The organism is Ignavibacteriota bacterium, assembly GCA_016212665.1.
Lineage (GTDB): Bacteria > Bacteroidota > Ignavibacteria > UBA10030 > SZUA-254 > FW602-bin19.
This window is the reverse complement of record JACREZ010000023.1, coordinates 79,083-98,059: the sequence shown is the minus strand read 5'-3', so window position 1 is coordinate 98,059 and position 18,977 is coordinate 79,083. Positions and strand designations below refer to the sequence as shown.

14 protein-coding genes are annotated in these 18,977 nt (G+C 42.6%); 7 read left to right on the top strand and 7 right to left on the bottom strand.

The features are described 5' to 3' along the window. The first annotated feature begins 28 nt into the window (after window positions 1-28). The 5 genes from HY960_07390 to HY960_07370 all read left to right on the top strand — a co-directional run bounded on the left by HY960_07390 (window position 29) and on the right by HY960_07370 (window position 3,959). A complete protein-coding gene (locus tag HY960_07390; GenBank protein MBI5215562.1) occupies window positions 29-1,612 on the top strand; it encodes a serine hydrolase in 1,584 nt (527 codons plus the stop codon). A gap of 89 nt (window positions 1,613-1,701) precedes the next feature. Next, complete coding sequence (locus tag HY960_07385; protein ID MBI5215561.1) at window positions 1,702-2,295, top strand: hypothetical protein; 594 nt, start codon at window positions 1,702-1,704, stop codon at window positions 2,293-2,295. Window positions 2,296-2,431: 136 nt separating this feature from the next. Continuing rightward, window positions 2,432-3,124, top strand: coding sequence for a hypothetical protein (locus HY960_07380; GenBank protein MBI5215560.1), 693 nt, complete (start codon window positions 2,432-2,434; stop codon window positions 3,122-3,124). 42 nt (window positions 3,125-3,166) lie between these two features. Then, window positions 3,167-3,661 carry a hypothetical protein gene (locus HY960_07375; GenBank protein MBI5215559.1) on the top strand — a complete coding sequence of 165 codons (495 nt, stop codon included), beginning with the start codon at window positions 3,167-3,169 and terminating at the stop codon, window positions 3,659-3,661. A gap of 7 nt (window positions 3,662-3,668) precedes the next feature. Continuing rightward, window positions 3,669-3,959 (top strand): T9SS type A sorting domain-containing protein, encoded by a 291-nt coding sequence (locus HY960_07370; protein MBI5215558.1) that lies wholly within the window; start codon window positions 3,669-3,671, stop codon window positions 3,957-3,959. A gap of 131 nt (window positions 3,960-4,090) precedes the next feature. Here HY960_07370 and HY960_07365 read toward each other — a convergent pair whose 3' ends face one another. The 7 genes from HY960_07365 to HY960_07335 form a co-directional block, all read right to left on the bottom strand. Beyond that, window positions 4,091-4,669, bottom strand: a complete 579-nt coding sequence (locus HY960_07365; protein MBI5215557.1) for a transposase — start codon at window positions 4,667-4,669, stop codon at window positions 4,091-4,093. A 158-nt stretch (window positions 4,670-4,827) separates the two neighbouring features. After that, on the bottom strand, window positions 4,828-7,665 hold the full coding sequence (uvrA, locus tag HY960_07360; protein MBI5215556.1) for an excinuclease ABC subunit UvrA: 2,838 nt from the start codon (window positions 7,663-7,665) through the stop codon (window positions 4,828-4,830). A gap of 176 nt (window positions 7,666-7,841) precedes the next feature. Continuing rightward, window positions 7,842-8,738, bottom strand: coding sequence for a hypothetical protein (locus HY960_07355; protein ID MBI5215555.1), 897 nt, complete (start codon window positions 8,736-8,738; stop codon window positions 7,842-7,844). 37 nt (window positions 8,739-8,775) lie between these two features. Then, window positions 8,776-9,441 (bottom strand): sigma-70 family RNA polymerase sigma factor, encoded by a 666-nt coding sequence (locus HY960_07350; GenBank protein MBI5215554.1) that lies wholly within the window; start codon window positions 9,439-9,441, stop codon window positions 8,776-8,778. A 265-nt stretch (window positions 9,442-9,706) separates the two neighbouring features. Continuing rightward, window positions 9,707-10,321, bottom strand: coding sequence for a hypothetical protein (locus HY960_07345; protein MBI5215553.1), 615 nt, complete (start codon window positions 10,319-10,321; stop codon window positions 9,707-9,709). A 911-nt stretch (window positions 10,322-11,232) separates the two neighbouring features. Continuing rightward, window positions 11,233-13,911 carry a T9SS type A sorting domain-containing protein gene (locus tag HY960_07340; protein ID MBI5215552.1) on the bottom strand — a complete coding sequence of 893 codons (2,679 nt, stop codon included), beginning with the start codon at window positions 13,909-13,911 and terminating at the stop codon, window positions 11,233-11,235. A 12-nt stretch (window positions 13,912-13,923) separates the two neighbouring features. After that, a complete protein-coding gene (locus HY960_07335) occupies window positions 13,924-16,146 on the bottom strand; it encodes a hypothetical protein (GenBank protein MBI5215551.1) in 2,223 nt (740 codons plus the stop codon). A 509-nt stretch (window positions 16,147-16,655) separates the two neighbouring features. Here HY960_07335 and HY960_07330 point away from each other — a divergent pair. Continuing rightward, window positions 16,656-17,282: a dTMP kinase gene (locus HY960_07330; protein MBI5215550.1), complete on the top strand. Its 627-nt coding sequence runs from the start codon at window positions 16,656-16,658 to the stop codon at window positions 17,280-17,282. After that, window positions 17,279-18,958, top strand: coding sequence for a S41 family peptidase (locus HY960_07325; protein MBI5215549.1), 1,680 nt, complete (start codon window positions 17,279-17,281; stop codon window positions 18,956-18,958). The genes HY960_07330 and HY960_07325 overlap by 4 nt, the downstream gene beginning before the upstream one ends. The last annotated feature ends 19 nt before the right edge of the window (window positions 18,959-18,977 follow it).

Sequence of the window (18,977 nt, the reverse complement as noted above, 5' to 3'; positions counted from 1 at the left end):
ATGGTCCACCTGATAAACTCATTCTGTTATGAATAACAAACCAAATCGCCCCATGATGCCTCATATCTCACATCTCAAAACTCACATCATTCTCCTTCTTCTCACATCCCTTACACTCTTTGCCCAATCATCCGATGAAGCAAAACTCAGAGAAATCGAATCATACATTAAGCAAGCGCAGAAGGATTGGAACGTTCCCGGCTGTGCTGTTTCGATAGTGAAGAACGATTCAATCTGGTTAGAAAAAGGATACGGCGTTCGTGAGATGGGAAGAGAAACTCCCGTTGATGAACACACACTGTTTGCCATTGCTTCGCTCAGCAAAGCATTTACTTCCGCTTCGCTCGCCATGTTAGTTGATGAAGGAAAAATAAAATGGGACGATGCAGCCATCAAACATCTTCCTGATTTTCAAATGTATGACTCGTGGGTGACAAGAGAAATGCAGGTGCGTGATTTGCTCAGTCACCGGAGCGGACTTGCAACATTCGGCGGCGACCTTGTTTGGTACTGGACGAAGTATGACAGGAAAGAAGTGCTTCGTCGCGTGAAGTATTTGAAACCGACTTCGAGTTTCAGAACAACATACGGGTATCAAAACATCATGTTCGTGGCGGCGGGAGAAATTATTCCTTCGGTGACAGGAAAAAGTTGGGAAGCGTTTGTGCGTGAACGGATTTTTCAACCGCTGGGAATGTCACGAACCAATACTTCGCTTGCCGAACTGATGGCGGCAGAGAACATTGCAACGCCACACAATGAATATCAAAACGCATTACGAGTCGTCAAGCATTTTCCGAACGAAGAACTCGGACCCGCAGGCGCAATCAATTCATCAGCGCATGATATGGCTCAGTGGATGCGACTTCAACTTGGACGCGGCACATTCAACGGCAAGGAACTATTCAGCAAGCAAACATCCCGCACAATGTGGACTGTTCATACGCCGGTCGGCGTAAGCGAGCAATCCGAAAAATTGTTTCCTTCAATTCATTTTCAGGGCTACGGACTCGGCTGGGGCATGAGCGATTATGAAGGACGAAAACTTCTCAGTCACAGCGGCGCAATTGATGGGATGATTTCGCGTATTATTCTTTGTCCCGAAGAAAGTCTGGGCGTGGTCGTTCTGACGAACAGCGAGACGTCGCTTTCTTCAATCATCACACGGAAAGTTGTTGATGTGTTTCTCGGAGTTTCAAAGATTGATTGGAACGCGCGTAATCTCAAAGATAAACACGATAACGACTCACTCAAAATTGAAGAAGAGAAAAAGCTGGACTCTTCTCGTGTGAAAGGAACCAAGCCATCACTGGCATTGGAGAGATATGCAGGAACATATTCGGGTGAGTTGTACGGCGATGTTACCGTTTCGGTCGAGAATAAGAAACTCGTCGTAACGTTCAACCCGACGGAAAATCTCGTCGCCGACCTTGAACATTGGCACTTCGATACTTTTCGCGCAACTGTCCGCCCAATGAATTATCCTTTCGGCAAAGGATTCGCTCAGTTTCTCCTCGATGCAAAAGGAAACGTCACCGAGTTGAAGATTGACATTCCCAACTTCGATTTCGATTTCAAGGAGTTGGACTTGAAACGAGTCGAGAAAAAATAACCTCTGCGTCCTATGCGTCTCCTTTGTGAACTTTGCGGTAAAAAATATACCGCTGAGGACGCAAAGCAGACGCTAAGAAATCACATCAGATGTTTCCACCAAAACCAACATCAACCAAAGGAAACCAAACAAGACTAACCATCGAATTAGTGTTCTACAGTTTTCTTGTTTACGTCCTCATCCTTTCCATCATCTCCTTTCAGGATGTTGCGCACTTTACCAGACTGCCGACACTCATCTTCGTCATTCGCTCTGTCTTTCTTTTCATTCACGAAGGTGGACATTTTCTTTTCAGTTTTTTCGGGAGGACATTGCATTTGCTCGGCGGTTCGTTTTGGCAGATTATGTTCCCGCTTCTCTCGTTCATCATCGCGGTGAAAGAGAAGAGCAAACTCGCTCCGCTCCCGCTGTTTCTCACCGGCTTCAACATGATGGATGTCAGTGTGTATATGCGTGATGCGCCGTACCGGCATCTTCCGCTCATCACACGGGATATTTCTACGCATGATTGGTGGAATCTTTTCCGTTCATGGAACATGCTCGACTCGGCTGAAACATTTGCCGACATCACCTTCGTTCTTGGAATTGTTCTTGGCATCGGTGCAATCGGCGCGGGGCTCTTTATTGCCATCGAATCGTATCGGCATCCATCTCCCGCCACTCCATTCACACTGGAGGAATAACCTCTGCGAACTTTGCGTCTCTGCGGTTGAAATTAACCGCGAAGACGCAAAGCGCGCTGAGAACTGCTTTGCAAGTTGATTTTGCAAAAAAACCAAAGTATATTAACTCAACAATCAACCACGAATGAGTTTCTTTATGCAAACGAAAACTATCCTTCTCCTTTTTTCTTTCTTGATGGTTCTCAATCAACCATCTTTCACGCAAGATAAAAACGACAGTAACCTCGTTCCCACTCTACTCACTGGCGAGGAAGTTGAGCAACCAACTCTTCCATTCAATAATTCATGGGGAACCGACATTCTCGTTTCCACAAACGGTTTCGGTCTCGGATTTTTCTACCGACACGAATACACGCCCGAACTTGCCGGCTTTGTTGACTTCTCAATTTCCGAATCGAAAGATGAGCGGGAAGTTGAACGGTACGATTACTGGACAGGGCAATCGTACGTATTGGGAAAAGAAAATCGTTTTCTCGTGATGCCGTTGTTTGTCGGAGTGCAGTATCGTCTGTTCCGGGAAGATATTATGGATAATTTTCGTCCGTATGTAAACGCCGCCGCCGGACCGACGATGGTGTATGTGTTTCCGTACCGTGAAGAATATTTTACAGCGCTTGGCAAAGGACAGCCTCGCTATACCGTTGGCGGCTATCTCGGTTTCGGTGCGTTCTTCGGCTCGGAACGTTCTACGCTGTTCGGAATGAACGTTCGCTACTACTTTGTTCCTTACTCAGGCGGAATTGAAAGCATGAAACAAGGAAATAACGTCGAATACAAAAACGAGTTCGGCGGTTTGTTTATTTCGCTGAGTGTGGGAAGCGCGTGGTAGGTTGTCAACGTGCATTAGTTTATTTTTTTATGTTTGACATGTATGATAAAGATAAGACTAAAAAATATTGACGTTCTAAATCAATTAAGAATTCGCAAACAAAACAGAATTGATTTAGCCTTTTTATTGTTTAGCATTTTCATTGTGCTTCCATTGTTGTCGGTAAATTGTAACAGAAAGAATGGAAACTTTAATAAAGTGCAAGTCATAAATATTTGCCGTACGTATCTGCAAAGCATTTCTCCATTCAATGATGTTAATGAAATTATAAAATTAGAGCCGGAACACCCGATTACACTCGACTCTATAAAACAGAAAAAGGTAATTACTTCGTATAGAGAAACAGATTTAGAACTTATTGAAGCGAGCCATGGAAAGTTGTTAAATAAAAGTTTTTGGAGATGTACTGTTAGTTCTCGGGAACTTGTATTAGATTCAGATAAAGAGGTTTTTATTGACGCAGTTTCAGGAGAAATCCTTTATATTTTCCCGTTGGGAACACCGGAAGAAATTCAGAAACGTCAACAAAATAGATAACCATTGTTTGGGATGGCAATCGGCACTCGTTCCTTCAGACATTTTCCTCAAACAGAATTATCCCAATCCTTTCAACCCTTCAACAAAAATCAGTTTTACTTTACCATCACAATCATTCGTATCACTCAAAGTTTATGATTTACTTGGAAGGGAAATTGCAATATTGTTAAACAGCAAGATGGAAACGGGAGAACACATTGTCAATTGGGATGCTTCAAACAGAGAGAGCGGCGTTTATGTGTACAGAATCGTGACCGAGAACTATGTCGAGACGAGAAAAATGTTGTTAGCAAAATAACACGCGGGAAGAACGTGCGACTCACTTCTCCTTCAAAAGTAATATAAAAGGTCAAGATTTGTAAAATCTTTCAAGGGAAAGTGAGTCGCACATACTGCACATACACTATGCTCATTCACGATGTCACACTTCTATCGTTCTATTCTGTATTTCCTCCATTCCTCCTCCAACTTTTTAGGAGAAATATATTCAAGAACAAATTTTTTGTACTCTTCCGCCGTTCTAAAATTATCATTGACAAATTCTTTATCCCATAACATCCCTTTTCGTTTTCCAATCCATTCCAAATAATTTGTGTATTCCCAATCTTCGATGTTTGCAACTAATCCCGCCTCGAGAGGGTTACGATGAATATAACGACAGAGGTGTATCAAGTACTCCTGCTTGTCAACATGAATTGCTTTGAATGGACCCTCAAACAATGTTCCGGTTCGTTTATGCATTGCATTAAATGCCTTCGTGTATTTGTTGAAGAGAAACTGAATGAGTTTACCCGAGTTTTTCTCACCATCTTGTCTGAGCAGAAAGTGATAATGATTGGGCATGAGACAGTATGCTATTACACAAACATTATATTCTTCAACCAACGATTTAAGGTTTCTCAGAAGAAAACGGTAATTTTCATCCGACAGAAATATATTTTCCCGGTTGCAACCACGATTATAGATGTGGTAATATTCGTCTTGTGCGAAGATAACTTTACGAAGCATAGAAAGTACAACTCGTTATTTGAAGGATAGACAAATGTTGTTTATTTCAAAAAGTTTTGAAGTGAGACGGAAGGTGCGACTCACTTCTCTTTCAAATGCAAACAAAATGTCGGGATTTGTCAAACAATTCATGGGCAAGTGAGTCGCACATATGCTCATCATAAATACTTCCTCAAAAACACACCCGTAAACGACTTCTCACACTTCGCCACGGTCTCTGGCGTTCCGGCAACAACAACTTCTCCACCGCGGTCTCCTGCTTCGGGACCTAAATCAAGTATCCAATCCGCGCATTTAATCACTTCCATGTTATGCTCGATGATGAGAAGCGAGTTTCCTTTTTCGAGCAGTGCGTTGAAGCATCTCAACAGTTTTACAATGTCGTCGAAGTGCAAGCCGGTGGTCGGCTCATCAAAAATGTAGAGCGTGTGCTTTCCTTGTTGTTGCTCGGCAAGATGCGCGGCTAACTTTACGCGCTGTGCTTCGCCGCCCGAAAGAGTCGTCGCCGATTGACCGAGACGAATGTAACCCATGCCGACATCTTCAAGCACTTGCAATCTCTGCACAATTTTCCTTCCCGTCTGTTGCTGACGAAAAAACAGAATCGCATCGGAGACAGTCATGTTCAGCACGTCGTCAATGTTTTTGTCGTGATAGTGAACGGCGAGAATTTCTTTCTTGAATCGCTTGCCGTTGCAACTCTCGCACGTCAGTTCCAAATCGGCAAGGAACTGCATCTCGATTGTTTGTATGCCGCTTCCTTCGCACGTATCGCACCGCCCGCCGGGGACGTTGAACGAAAACGAGCCCGGCTTGAACCCGCGAATCTTCGAGGCTTGCGTGTTGGCGAACACTTCGCGAATCACATCGTACGCGCCGATGTAGGTTGCCGGATTCGAGCGGGGAGTTTTTCCAATCGGCGATTGGTCAACAAGTTCGACTGCATCCACATGATGCGCGCCTTCCACCGTTCCTTTTACTCCCGCAAGTTCGCTCCCCGATTCTTTCATCGCCTTTATTGAAGGGAATACAATCTCATGCACGAGCGTACTTTTACCCGAACCGCTCACACCTGTTACACAAACAAACTTCTTCAACGGGATTTCAATATCAATGGATTTGAGATTATGCGCCATTGCGTTTCGCACCTTGATTGACTCTGCCTTCTTCGTTCTCCGTTCAGTTGGAACGGAAATGTTCAGTTCGCCGCGAAGATACTTTGCCGTCAGCGTTTTGCTTGAAGATAACTTGTCGGGACTTCCTTCAAACACAATTTCGCCGCCCAACTCGCCCGCCGCCGGTCCCATATCAACAATGTAATCAGCGCTGTTCATGATATCCGAATCATGCTCAACGACCAGCACCGTGTTACCGACATCTCTCAGCGATTTCATAATATTGACAAGTCGTTGCGTATCGCGCGGATGCAGTCCGATGCTCGGCTCATCAAGAACATAGAGCGAACCGACAAGCGAAGAACCAAGCGCAGTGGATAAATTGATTCGCTGAGACTCGCCTCCGGAAAGCGTGTTGGAAAGCCGGTCGAGTGTCAAATATCCGATTCCGATTTCATCGAGATAGGTAAGCCGTCGTTTCAGTTCATCCAAAATTCGTTTTGCTACTTCCGTTTCATATTCCGAAAGTTGAATCTGCTCGAAGAACTTTCGTGCTTCTTCAATCGGCAAACGAACAATCTCACCGATGGATTTCTCACCAACAAATACATTCAGCGCGGCAGGGCGAAGCCGCGAACCACCGCACGTATCGCATGTCGTGTAACGACGGAAGCGACTGAGAAACACACGGTAATGCACTTTGTATAATTTCGACTCGATGAATTTGAAGAAGCGAAAAATTCCATCGAATCCTTTACAACCGTTAAACACAACATCCAATTCTTTTTTTGATAACTCCCTGAAGGGAACATCAGTTCGAACACCGACATCGCCTGCAATCTTCAGCAAGTCGTTGAGGTTCTCTTTCCACTTGGGCATCGTCCATGGATGGATGGCTCCTTCTTCAAGCGAGAGGTTTTTGTTGGGAATGACTAAATCCAAATCAAGACTGATGGAACGACCAAACCCTTCGCACTTGGGACACGCACCAAACGGATTGTTGAACGAAAACAATCGCGGATCGGGCTCTTCGTATTTAACTCCGCAGTCGGCACACGCGAATTGCTGATTGAACGGAATATTGTTTCCCGTCCCGACATCATGAATTATCAGTGAACCTTCTCCCGCCCGAAAAGCCGTTTCCACGGAATCGGCAAAACGCGAGTCGTTCGTTCCGGGTTTGAAGGTGAGCCGGTCAACAACGACAGTAACTTTTTCCTTCGATGTCGTTTCTGTGAAATCCGTTTCCGAGACGTCAATCAGTTCATTCTTGAAAAGTATTCTGACAAATCCTTGTTGCTTTAAGCGGGCAAGTTCATCCGTCATTTTCGTTTTGGGATGTTCAGCCACAGGAAACATCACATAAATTTTTGTTGATGGCTTCCCTGCGTACGTTTCATTCAATCGTTCAACAACAGTTCGCACGGAATCGCGCTGAACAACCTTCCCGCAGTTCGAGCAGAATACTTTCCCGATTCTTCCGTACAGCAAACGAAGATAATCATACACCTCCGTGCTTGTGCCAACGGTTGAACGTGGATTGCGCGTCGAAGTCTTTTGTTCAATCGCAATCGCCGGACTGATTCCCTGAATGAAATCCACTTCCGGTTTCTCCATCCGTTCAAGGAACTGCCGCGCATATGAGGAGAGACTTTCAACAAAGCGGCGTTGCCCTTCAGCATAGATCGTATCAAACGCGAGCGATGACTTCCCCGAGCCACTCACTCCTGTAAAGACAATCAGTTTGTTTCTCGGAAGTTCAAGCGAGATGTTTTTGAGGTTATGGACGCGCGCGCCGCGTATGACAATGTTCTTGCCGTCAGGTTGATTGTTTTTTGTTTTTCGTTTCTTGTCTTTGGTTTGTTTGATCTCAGATTTCATGTTCGGGTTTGAGTTTTGTGTTTTGTGTTTCAGACCAACATCACTAATTACTACTAACTATTCACTACTCACCAATCATGTGCGAGAGAAAATCTTCATTTCGGAACAAAAAACAAAATCCCGCCCTGAGTACTTTCAAGACGGGATTTCTTCAACCAACTAATCCAGTTGCTACATTACTTTCTTTTGACTTTCACGCTACCAAGTCCGGCTTCGATATGAATGTTCATTTTGCCTTCGGCAGATTTGTAGTTCGCCGTGTAATAGGTGTCATCTTCACGCTCTTTGAAGTCATCATCAATATTCAAATGCGAAATCCAATTCTTCTCGCAATAGACTTTCGCACCGGCATTCTTCGGGACAATGATTGTCACCGAACCCAAACCGATTTCCACTTCGACATCAACTTCGTGGTCTAACTTTCCGCTGAAATCAAGCGAGTAACTTCCGACTCCGCCTTCGAATTTGAAGTGATTGAAATTTGCATTGCCCAAACCTACTGCCGTGAATTTACTCAAGCCCGCTTCGATGGACATATCTTCAATGACTGAAGTATTCGGTTCATCAAACCGCAACCTCACAGAACTTGCGCCGGCGGAAAGATTCAAATCTTTCACTGCCAAACCGGTCAGATTCAAATCGGCTTTTCCCAATCCAAGTTCAAGGTCGAACGAAACCGGGATATCGTCGGTAATATCCAACCACCAATCGGACGATTCCAGATCGTTCATGTGGACATTGCTTTTCTTCTGTTTCTTTCGACCGCCTTCCTCGCAATCGGTAACAAAATTCAGGAAACCGATTTTGTCGCGAACTTCATACTCGATACAATCATCCAGATTCAGCGAACGATCTGTTTCGACAGTCGCCTTGAGAATGATATCTCCTTTCCCCTTCACAATATTGACATCACCAAGCGCCGCTTCCATTGTTACTTTCAACTCACGCTCGTTTGTGTGTTCAATCTGTTTTTGTTTTTTCCCGGAGGATGCAAAAACAAATGCTGTCAGCGCCAACATGAGCGCGGACAGCATCGTAAAGGAGCGGTAATATGAAACATGATTCTTGTTCATGGCTATTGTTACGTACGGATGCCTGAGAAATAATGTTTCAATATTGTGTCATCTGGTGACGAAGTTTTTTATAGAGAATTTCCCGCGCACGGAAAATATGCGCTTTTACCGTTCCTATGGGAAGTTTCAGCATTTTTGCTATTTCAGCGTAATCACGTTCTTCTTTATGACGCAGTAAAATAACTTTCCGGTATTTTTCTGGGAGCGATTGAATCGCCTCTTCGATAAACTGTGAGCGTTGTTTCCCGATGATGTCCTTGTCCGGCTCGTAGGTCGAATCGGGAAGTTCAAATGTGTAATCGCTATCTTCCGATTCGAGCGGTTTATCGATGGAGAATGCATCCAATTTTTTCTTCCGGAGATAATCAATCGCATTGTTGGTGGCGATTTTAAAAAGCCATGTCGAGAAAGCATACTCTTCATTGAAATTCTTTAACGAAGCAAACGCTTTGATAAACGCCTCCTGCGTCAGGTCTTCAATTTCTTCTTTATCGTGAACAAGTTTGTAAATCAGATGCGTAAGCGAGACATAATACTTTTTCATCAGTCGCTTGTACGCTTCCTGATTACCTTTGATGGCGGCATGAATGAGTTCCGAATCTTCCGCACGGGAACTCAGTTGTGCTTTCGTCAACGTGAGTTGTCTCTGAGGCGGTTGTTTCTTTTTCGCTCGTACGGGTTTCTTCTTGCTTGATGTTGCCATTCTTGATTTCATTTTCGCTGATGAAATTACGGAAAAAAGGCAGAATGAACAAGCATTGCAAGATTGTTAATCAGACCGCGGATGCATCGGAAAAGGGTCGTTATTTACACCACGACGCTTGCGGCAAATCTCCTCACGAGAAAGAATAATTTTCGGTTTCTTGTACCGGGAAAAAAATCGGAGCGACAGTTACCCATCGCTCCGACTTTTCCGATAGCACGAATTATCGTCATGCTGAATTTATTTCAGCATCTGTTAATACAGATTACAGATTACACACGATATTCTTCACTGCTGATGGCTTGCCAACCTCTTTATCGTCTAACATATATATGAGTTCATACTCACGCATTTCCGGCACACCGGCGACAAGATTTTTCCGTGTATCTTCATACGGTGAATAATTGTCTGTACCGAGCGTAGTAAAGGTTATTTCATTTCCACGCTTGCACCTGATTTTCACTCCATCAAAGATTCCCTTCTTCCAATCAACACGAATGTGGTCTGAGAGCAAGGTGAGCCAGAACTCCGGCATCGCATCGTTGATGGATTGCATGGATGTATCTTCCGCTCCGACGATGCCTAACGCTTCACCGATGGCGGGTGTATAACTATCGTGTGCTTTAATTTTGTTGGCAAGATTTCTGAAGAATTGTTTCGCCTCGGCGACTACCTGATTCTTCAACTTCGTCAATCCTTGCAACGTTTTTTTCTGACCGTCAACTTCACTTAGTCGTAGTTTCACCCCATCTAAGTGATTTTGAATCTGCGTCTTTACCTCGCCCGTAATCCCAAGTTGTCCTTCATACGGTTCAAGGTTTTTGTTGAATGTTTCACCCCACTGGAGAAATCCCAGATCGGGTTTTGGAACGTAATCCATAAGATTTCCTCTTAATGATTAATAAAATTATGTGAATTGTATTGTTACAACGAAGAACAATTTTCCAAAGTTCCCAATTTGTTTAGATGAAGAAAATATTTTTGATGTTGTTAGATGGAGTCCACTTTCTCTGATTAAAGAGATGAAGTTTTCACATAGTTCTTTTTCAACGAAATGAAGTGGACTCCATCTTCTGCATCCGCTTAGATGTTGTTTCAAACAATAAAAAATAATTTGTCATTCCGATCCCGATGAATATCGGGAGAACCTGCTACGTTTCCACCATACGGATGCCGAAATAAATTCGGCATGACGGTATATATGGCTTGTTGAAACATCCTCTTCCTCCATCTTTTATATCTCAACTCCGTAGCATTCTATCTCAAGCCTGAATCCCTCATACTAAATTCCACAACCCTCCGTCTCAAGATAACAGACTACAGGGAAAAGCCTGAACCGCGCAGGCTGAATCCCGGACACCTCAGGCTGAAGAGAAGAGGCATCTTCCCTTGGCTGTGTCGCTCAGGACTTGGACGGAACTGTGCAGGGATGAGACGGAACAACGCAGGACACGGAGCGAGCGATACAGCCCCGCCCTGAGAAGCCCGGTCTTTGGACTGCAAGTCAAAAACATTGGACTGAATGGTTGAGGCTTCGGACTACGCACGACGAACTTTGGACTGAGTAAATCGGACTTTGTCCTGCACCGTACAGGATTTTCCCTGCGCCGCTCAGGACTGAGAATATGCTGAAATTGCTTCGTTTTTGAGGGGGAGAAGAGAATTGCCTACGTTCGGCAGGGGATAAAAAAGAGCATCGGTGGTGTACCGATGCTCTTTCTTTAATAACAAATGGTGTATTTACCGGACGAGCAACCCCGCTTTACGGGATTACTTGTACCCTGACTATCCTCATCGGACAAGCAACATCTTTTTTGTATTAATAAATGAACCAGCCGTTAGTTTGTAGAAATATACCCCGCTCGGAATACTAGATGCATCCCACTCCACCGATTTGAAACCTGCCTCCTGAACATCATTCACAAGTGTTGCAACTTCCTGTCCGAGTGTGTTGTAAATTGACAATCGTGCATGAACTAATTCTGACAATGAATATTTAATCGTCGTCATTGGATTGAATGGGTTGGGATAATTATTCATCAACTCAAATCTTGTTGGCTGTTCACGAGAGGCGATGATTCGTTTTCCGAATGGGTCATAATCAACAAACGAACTTGAAATAAGATATGGTGTAGAAAAACTTTCAGTCCAAATTGGTAGCAAACGAATACCATTAGTTATTGTTCTGAATGTTAAACTCGGATAATTTGAAAGAGCCGATGTCGATGAAAGTCTATACGGTGTAGTACCTTGACCTATCTTGTACCATATATCGAAGTTTGATGGGTCCGAGTTATCTCGATTATCAGACCACATGATGGTAAAAAACGGAACTCCACCCCAAGGAGTAGCGCGAATAATTGGATAACGGGAATTGTTTGAATTATTACTTTCATTGGTTGGTGTTTGCCATGATACCAAATTCGTTCTGGTGGTATAATAAATCTCGTTATTTCCAGGAGTATTGTCTTGCCAAACAGCATGAAGAACATATGATGATTGGTCGCTTGTGCTTATTAAACAAGGATACACAGAAGAACCAGTGTTGTTACTGATATTTGTTGTGCTGGACCAACTGCTTCCTGTGCCTGTTTTGTAATAAATCTCATTGTTGACCGACCAGATGACGTGAAGCCCGCCTGATAACACTTGTGTAAGTGAAATACCGGTAATAATGCCAGTACCGGAACTCAATGTTTTTCTGATAATTAATGTATCTGTACTATCAGCTGTATTAAAGTTTCCATAATACAAATATGTGAAAGGCACTTCCATTGCCGTTTCGCTAGTGAATACAACATGTCCTGTTCCGTTTCCATCAACTGTGAAAGAAGGATATTTTGCTGTTGGCACAGTTCGAGTTTTTCTTGGTGTCGTCCAATTCCCAGATGTTGTCTTGCTGGTGTAATACAATCCTTTCCCTTCGGAGGCAAAAAGAACATGAAGAGTTCCGTTTCCTGTTTCAAAGAGAGTGGGGTTGCTGAAGTCTTTTACTCCTCCTACTGTGCCGCTTATGCGGGAATAATCGTTCCATGAATTTCCCTCATCAGTTGAATAAACATAATAGAGATTAGCATTACTTGTAAAAACAGAATGCCAGCGATTTGAAATGGTGCTATACAATGATTTAGGTGTACTCCCATAAGCGGTAGCTGTAGAAGTATTTGTTAAAGGTTTCATTGGACCACCGGATACTTCCGCGCTATAAATATCATCACTAGTGTTCCTATAGTCTGTCCATATTGGATAAGCAAAACCATTTTTTGCTGTCATTCCAATATAATGATTTGAACTATGCTCAGTAATATTTGTTGGATAAGAAGATACTGAGGAAACACGGGTAGGCATACTAAAAGAAACTCCACCGTCTGTGGATTCTACAATATACGAGTCCATATATTTATATACTGTATCGAGTGGGTTTGGTGAGTGCATGAAAGTGATCCATACTCTTCCAGACGGTTCAGATGTTACTACAGGAAGAAATTGCCATGTACCATATGCAAAATTTCCTATATTCAATGGAGATGTCCAAGATAAACCATTGTTAGTTGAACGTACGAATTTTATTCGTTTACTTGTGTCTATTTGACTCGCCCAATCAGTATAAACAAGATAAAGAATCCCAGTCATTTGATCTACTGCAAGTGAAGAAATAGGATTCACTGCTCTATCACTTCCGAAAGTAATTTTTCGCATTGTGACATTACTAATACTTGTAGCTGAACTGAATGTTAAACCACCATTTGTTGATTTTCTAATTTTGTATGTACCCCCATTAAAATCACAATTGGCTACATCCAACCAAACAACATATACTTCCCCATTTGGACCAACTGCAGGCATAGAAGCTGACACACCTGCACAACCTCCCCGTGTGCCAATAAACGTGGATATTGTGTATCTAATATCGAAATTAATACCTCCATCAGTTGAAGAAGCGAATTTAATCATAACACTATCTACTCCTCCTTCTGCTATTTTTGTATAGCTGACATAAATCCTCCCATTAAATTGACTGTTACCATTATCAACGGTCATTACTGGTTTATCATTATAAGTGAAGAAGTCTTCACTGACTTTTTTATGGAACCAATTTTGCCCAAAATCATATGTACGTGATACATAGACAGGACCAAATGAAACGGTGTGCGCATAGCAATAATAAGCTGTCCCGGCATTATCAAATGCGGCAGAAGGATCCCAACCCGATGGACTTCCGTCATGTGCAAGTATAATTGACGGAGTCCACGTAAAGCCTGCATCGGTAGAAAACGCATAACCAGGACTTCTATTAATATTTTCAGTCCATGTAGCTAACATGACATTATTATTTGATGGATTGATAGCAATAAATGGTTCGCTTTGATTATTAGGCAGTGTTACCACAGGCCTATTAACGGGTTGTGAATTTATTGTCACGAAGAAAAAAAACTCAACAAAAAGTAAATACAAACATCTATTTAACATGACTTATTCCTTTCAATTTTTCTTTTTATTTTTTTGTGAAATAAATATTATGACCCCGTCACTCGCACACTTGACCCAATAACCTTTGCCCGATTCTATCGAATCCGACGAAACGTATGAACCTTCATATTTGTAAAAACCGGATGCAATAATACTATCGGGAACCGATGAAATGGAATTGACTGAAATTGTTTCCGATAAACCTCCAATAATATTCCAACCTTTGTTTACTGCAATGGTATCACTCAATCGCAGTTTCCCCCTCATTGTAATAGATTGATTCTCTCCGAATTTTATCCAATATCCTGTTCCATACGGCAGAGTATCTGTTTGTATATAAGTATCATTATAAATAAATGCATTCGAAGTTGCGGTTGGGTAGAGAGTGTTTTTCCTTGGATCAAAAATTTCAAGGCTCAACGATAAGAGATTCCAGCCTGTAGCAACTAACTGCACATTGGTTGTTGTCGAATCCCGTCGGAGTATGGACATTCCATTATAAAAATTAGCTGTGAAAATGGTATCACCGGTTACATCAACACTTCTTACATACCCATCAAAATATGGTGGACTATAAAAAGCAGTTTGGACAGGATTTCTTACATCCGAAATATCTATCGCCCCTAAATATGTTTCTGCCCAATAGACAAAATTTCCTGAAAGAGCCACGTCTAATTCAGTTGATGGTGCATTAGCAATTGTAACTATGCCAAGAGTGTCAGGAGAAAAAGGATTTGAAACATTAAATACAGTAAATACAGGAGGAGAAAATGCAAACATAAGTGAATCTTTTGAGCCAACACCGATTGCAAAATTTAACACAGTCCCTATTTCTTGCAGATTTGAGGAGCTATGCCAATCAATTATTTTCAATCCTCGATTGCCAATGGCAAGATAGGCAAAACTATCTAAAACACTTACATGATATGTAATAGCAGAGTTATTGTTGTCATAGACCCCCGCTCTCAATGGATGTGTGGGTTGATTAATATTTATCAACTCTAAAGTACTATAATCATTTTGAGTCGTTGCTACTTGTGTCATGAAGAGCGTTGTTCCAGATATAGCCAATGAATTAGGACCACTATTACCAGAATAACGATTGATACCGATATAATGACTTACTATATTTGGCATTTGCGGGTTTTGAATATCTATTATCCAAACACCATCCGTTGTATCATTCTCATAAAAGGGGTAATTTACTGTGTAAGCATAGTTACCGGAAACAAGAACATCTGTCATAAATCCACCTGTATTTATATTGCCAAGAGCAACCGGTCGTAATACATCAGAAATATCAATAATCCATAAACCTGCATACCCGCAAGCGAGATATGCTTTATTCCCGGAAACAGTTACTTTTTCTGCATCTCCGCTCGTTGGAAAAAAGGATAATTGTTCTAGTGAGTCCGGCAGTAAAATATCAACTATCTGCAAACCGTTTGAACGTGTAACATAGAGTTCATTTCCTACAGCGATATCCAAAGGCGCTGTGCCAAAAATTTTTCCTCCCTGTAAACTTCCGCGAACAACTAATGAATCGGGAGTTGTTATATCAATTGCATACACACTCCCCGCATCTGTGACTGCGTAAACAATTGAATCTTTCGAGGTCATTCCCGTTATAGCGCCAGAGGGTGAATCAAGTGTGTTCACCAATACCGGTGCCGATGGATTTGATATACTGTAGGTATTTATATATCCATATCCTCCAATAAAAAGAAGTGTATCTATTACATACGCGGATAATCCCAGGTCATATCCGAATGTTACAAACACACTTTCCGGATGAACAACATTAATTGCTCTGGTTCCCCACCATTCCAAGTCACTTACATAAACGTAGTCCCCTTTTGCGGCAATACACCAAAAAAGATTTGAACTTGCTCCAATCGTTTTTTTAATCTGAGGTGAAGAAGGTTCCGAAGCATCTACAACGAATAGTGTTCCTCCCCATGTAGCAACATAAACGAGTGAGTCACCAAATGCAACATTGGTTGTAAAACCGTTGATATATATTTCCGATAGCTTCGAAGGATTACTTGGAATTGAAATATCAACCAATAACAAATTATTACCTATGCAAAGGTATGCGATATTATTTTTTATTTTAAGATCTATTATTATACCATCCGTAAGATATTCTCCAATAATAGTCGGAGTTGTAGGATTAGAAACATCAAGCGCATGGAACGTCGGTCCATTACCAATAAATGCATAATTATCTTTCACATCAACCGCTTCACAAGGACCCCAAGCCCATCGCCCAAGCAATGTAAATACACTGTCGTTCGCCAACGGCTGTGCCGTTTGTTTGTGTTGCCATCTATTGTACAATTCTGAATATCGTTGTTTTATTTTTTCAATGCTATTGTCTCCCGCACTACACAAAGTCGAGGTAAGCAACATAAAACACAAAACCCGCATCAGGGCGTATATGTCCCAGAGCGGGTTTTTTGTAAACTCGTTTAACTGCGTATCATTAGGAGGATTGTATTTTCTGCCTACATTCATCATAATGCCATAGTAAATTCGGTGGCATTATACGAAATGAGAGAGCAATAATCAAGCAATTTCATAAAATATTTTGTTGAATAATTTCCCATTTTTCCCTACTTTGATTCAAACACATTTCATTCAAGAATTTTATCCATGAGCCTACTCTAACCATCGTGGATAGTTTTTTTTGTTTTAACTCAACATATATTTTTGTCATAATAGTTTTTGGATTCGGCTCATACATGTTTATTTCATTTGAAGGTCTCGACCTGTGCGGTAAGACAACACAATCGCAGTTACTTGTCGAGCGGCTCACATCGCTCGGCAAACGGGTTGTCTATTTGCGCGAACCGGGCGGCACCGAAATCTCGGAAAAAATCAGAGATATTTTGTTGGACTTACGTCATTCCGAAATGTCTGCTAAAGCGGAACTCTTTCTTTTCTCCGCCGCACGAACGCAATTGGTTTCCCAAGTCATCAAGCCCGCAATTGCAGAAGGAACGTTTGTCATCTGCGACCGCTTCTACGATTCGACAACGGCATATCAGGGATTCGGGCGCGGTATTAACCTTGAAGAGATTCATGCAATCAACCGCATTGCCGTTGACGGAACAATTCCCGACCTGACCTTGTTCATCTCTGTACCGCTCGATGAAATTCTTCGACGGCAACAAATCAAAAAAGGAATTGACCGGATGGAATCATCAGGCATTCAGTTTTACGAACGCGTTCTTCATGGCTTTGAACAATTAGCAACAGCAGAACCTTCCCGTTTTGTCGTCATCAACGGAATGCAAACGAAGGAAGAAGTTCACAACACAATTTGGAATAGTATTCAACAACGATTGAGTAACAAGATATCATCATGAAACAGCTGTTCAGACATTTTTCAAGAACGTTCACCGTTCTTTCACTTACATTCATTCTGTTGCTTGCTGGAATATTTGTCGGCTTCAAAAAGTTTGAAGGAGATTTTTTCTTCAAGATTAACAAAAGCATCGAAGTATATGGACGGGTCTATAAAGAAATCACGATGAACTATGTTGATGAACTTGACCCGGAGAAGTTCATGCACTCCGGCATTGACGGCATGTTGGCAGGACTCGACCCATATACAAATTTCATCGCCGAAGAGGAAATCGGTGAAGTTGAACTGATAACTTCCGGAAAATACGGCGGCATCGGAATCACCATCGGCATCCGCGATGAAAAAGTCACTATCACAACATTGATGGAAGGATACTCCGCGCAACGTCAGGGCTTGCAACCCGGAGACAGAATTGTAGAAGTTGACGGGAAATCTGTTTCGGGAATGAAAGCCGACCAGATTCGTCCGCTGACCCGCGGCGAACCCGGAACTGAAGTAACATTGAAAATCGAACGGGACGGAGAAAAAGAACCACTCACCTTTATCCTGATGCGTGAAGAAATCCGGTTGAAGAATGTCACGTTTGCCGATTATGTTGATAGCGGTATCGGTTACATCAAACTCGAACGTTTCGCCCGCACCGCCGGAGATGAAGTGCGCCTCGCTCTCAAAGAATTAAAATTGAAGGGAACATTGAACGGATTAATTCTCGACCTGCGCGATAATCCGGGCGGTTTGCTTGAATCGGCAACGGATATTGTTGAAAAATTTGTTCCAAAAGGGAGTTTGATTGTCACAACCCGGGGACGAAAAAAAGAAACTGAGAAAAAATATTCTGCCGAAGAAGAACCGATGCTTCCCGATGTTCCCTTGGTCGTGCTTGTGAATAAAAACAGCGCGAGCGCAAGTGAAATTGTCGCCGGCGCGTTGCAGGATTTAGACCGTGCCGTTATTATCGGAACGCGGAGTTTCGGCAAGGGCTTGGTACAGACGGTTGTTCCGCTTGCATACGGCTCCCAGTTGAAAATGACGACAGCAAAATACTACACGCCAAGCGGTCGGTGCATCCAGGAAATTGATTACATGCACAAAGATAAAGCAGGCGTGTTTGCCGTAACGCCCGAAAGTTTGCGCCACGAATTCAAAACAAAAAACGGACGCTCGGTGTTTGAAGCAGGCGGCGTTACTCCCGATTCAACAATTGCTGAGACCGAACAAAGCGCAATGATGAAAGAACTCCTTCGTCGTTCTATCTTCTACCGGTTTACCAACAAGTACATCAGCAATCACCGGGATTCATTGCTTATCAGTGATGATAACTTGTTGAAAGAATTCGACTCGTTTCTCGACAGTTTGCAATTCACGTATCAGGATGAAGGGGAAAAGAAACTCTCCGAACTTTCAGAAATAGGGACAACGGCAAAATACAGCAAGTCTGTTATGGATGAAATCGAACAACTGAAAACAAAGGTAGCATCAGAAAAAGAAAACGGCGTTCAGCGAAACAGGAAAGAAATTCTCCGTTCCGCCCGCCGCGAAATCATGTCCCGCTTTAAAGGGGAACATGGAAGAATCTCCGCTACGCTTGTTGATGATATGCAAGTCGAGACGGCGAAATCGTTCCTCAAAAATCAACCGGCGTATAGAACAATTCTCTCAATGAAAGAAGAACATTGAGTTCATTCTTTCCAGTTTG